Below are 1,948 nucleotides of genomic sequence, written 5' to 3'. Positions count from 1 at the left end.
CGCGGCAGCCCGGGGGCCCCCGCCGGAAACTGCGCCGACCGGAACAGCTCGCGCGCCGGCTGGCCGGGCGCCTCAAAGGCCACGCGCATGATTTCGCCGAGCTGGTCGGGCAGGGGCAGGGTGGGCAGCGGGTCCAGCACCACGCGGTCGAGCAGGCGGGTGGCGCGGGTGCGCAGCTGGGCGTCGTCGGCGCGGGCCAGCAGGCGGGCCAGGCTGCGGTACTGGTAGCCGCCGGCCGCCAGCGTGGCCAGCCCAAACACCAGCCCGAACACCAGCAGCAGCTGCCCCCGCAGCCCCAGCCGGAACCGGCGCGCCGGCGCGGAGGAAATAGGAGGGGAAGAAAGCATAGAAGGTTTTCTGAGGCAGAACTGGTCCGGGCTGCGGCTTTTCGGCCGGCTGCCCGGTAATCGTGGCCAGCCCAAGACGGTAAATAATGGATAGCGCACACTAATGGCCATTCCGCCGTTGACGATGGACCGCCTCTGTTCGGCGATTACCGGGCAGCCGGCTGAAAAAGCCGGCAGCCCGGCGCGCTAGTCCCCCACCGGCTCGCGCAAGCGGTAGCCTTGGCCAATCACGGTTTCGAGCAAGGCGGGGGCAGGAGCAAAGTCGCGGTCGAGCTTGCGGCGCAGCTGCGAGACGTGCACCTCAATCACGTTCGAGCCCATGTCGTACTCCACGTCCCACACCTTCTCGGCGAGGCGGGTTTTCGTCACCACCCGGCCGGCGTTGCGCAGCAGTAGGTCCAGCACTGCAAACTCGCGGTTGGTAAGGCTCAGGGGCCGGCCGGCGCGCGTCACGGTGCGGCCCAGCGGGTCGAGCACGAGGTCGGCCAGGCGCAGGGCTTCGGCCCCGGCGGGCCCCGCGGTTTTGCGCCCGGTGATAAGCAGCCGGGCCAGCAACTCGTCGAAGGCGAAGGGTTTGCGCAGGTAGTCCACGGCCCCGGCTTCGAGGCTACTCACCACGTGGCGGGCGTCGGTGAGGGCGCTGAGGATGATGACGGGCACGCTCAGTCCAAACTCGCGCAGGTTGCGCAGCACGTCAAGGCCGCTCTGGCCGGGCAGCATCAGGTCGAGCAAAATGCAGTCGTAAGGCGTGGCGGCGGCGCGCTCCAGGCCCTCCGGGCCGGTGGCGGCCACGTCGGCCACGTGCCCGGCCTGCGTGAGGCCCTGCTGAATGAACCCAGCCAGCCGGGCCTCGTCTTCGACGATGAGAATGCGCATAAAATCAGCCGAATGGCGGGGTAAAGTGAAATTTGGGCAAACCCAAAAAACGGCGCGGAGCCGGGGCCCCACGTCGTTTTTGGATTGGCTAAGGCCGCGCCCGGAACTAGCGCATCAGGTACTTGTTGCCGCCCAGCGTCAGGGTTTCGGCGTGTACTACGCGGGCGGGGGTGGTGGTGGCCAGGGCCTCGCCGGGGTGGGCGGCGCGCAGCGTGCCGGTGGCTTCGAGGCTGGCGCCCACGGTGAGCTTGTCGGCGAGCTGCTCCACGGCAACGGGCGAGAGCTGGAGTACAGTTTGGTCGCTCAGCACCAGGCTGCGCACGCGGCCGTTGGGGCCCCGGCGCAGTTCACGCACGGTGCCGCGCACGGTGGCGCTGGTTTCGGTGGGCGGGGTGGCGGGTGGCGTGGGCCGGGCGTCGGCCACGCTCTGGCTGCCGCTGGTCAGGCCCACGAAGTGGAAGTGGCTACGGCCATTGGGCCCGGCCTGGCGGAAGCCGCTCACCGTCACGGTGCTGCCAGCTTTAGCGGCGGCCAGCAGCTGCTGGCCGAGGTGGTGCGGGAAGTGCACGGTATCGGCCGGGGCCCCGCCGTCGGCGCGCAGCACGAAGGCGTCGTACACCTGCTCGTCGTTCAGGGACTGGTAGGCCGTCAGGGTGCCGTGCACGTCGGTGAGCACCTGCACCTGGCCGCCGCGCGGACCGCCGGGGCCGCCTTGGGGGCCGGGC

Annotated in this window: 3 protein-coding genes; all 3 read right to left on the bottom strand. The window is 70.3% G+C overall.

The features are described 5' to 3' along the window. Positions 1–347, bottom strand: a 347-nt coding sequence (locus tag BEN49_RS14605) for a hypothetical protein (protein WP_204376126.1), incomplete at its 3' end; no start/stop codon positions are given. A 186-nt stretch (positions 348–533) separates the two neighbouring features. Continuing rightward, a complete protein-coding gene (locus BEN49_RS14600; protein ID WP_070744597.1) occupies positions 534–1,223 on the bottom strand; it encodes a response regulator transcription factor in 690 nt (229 codons plus the stop codon). Between the two features lie 106 nt (positions 1,224–1,329). Next, the coding region (locus BEN49_RS28055) for a hypothetical protein (protein WP_070744595.1) at positions 1,330–1,948 on the bottom strand (619 nt) is incomplete at its 5' end.

Origin of the sequence: Hymenobacter coccineus, assembly GCF_001816125.1 — a bacterium.
Taxonomy (GTDB): Bacteria; Bacteroidota; Bacteroidia; order Cytophagales; family Hymenobacteraceae; genus Hymenobacter; species Hymenobacter coccineus.
This window is presented reverse-complemented; position numbering and strand designations above follow the sequence as displayed.

Excerpts from the sequence above, each read along its gene's own strand:
- BEN49_RS14600 (WP_070744597.1), bottom strand. The coding sequence starts at position 1,223 with ATGCGCATTCTCATCGTCGAAGACGAGGCCCGGCTGGCTGGGTTCATT.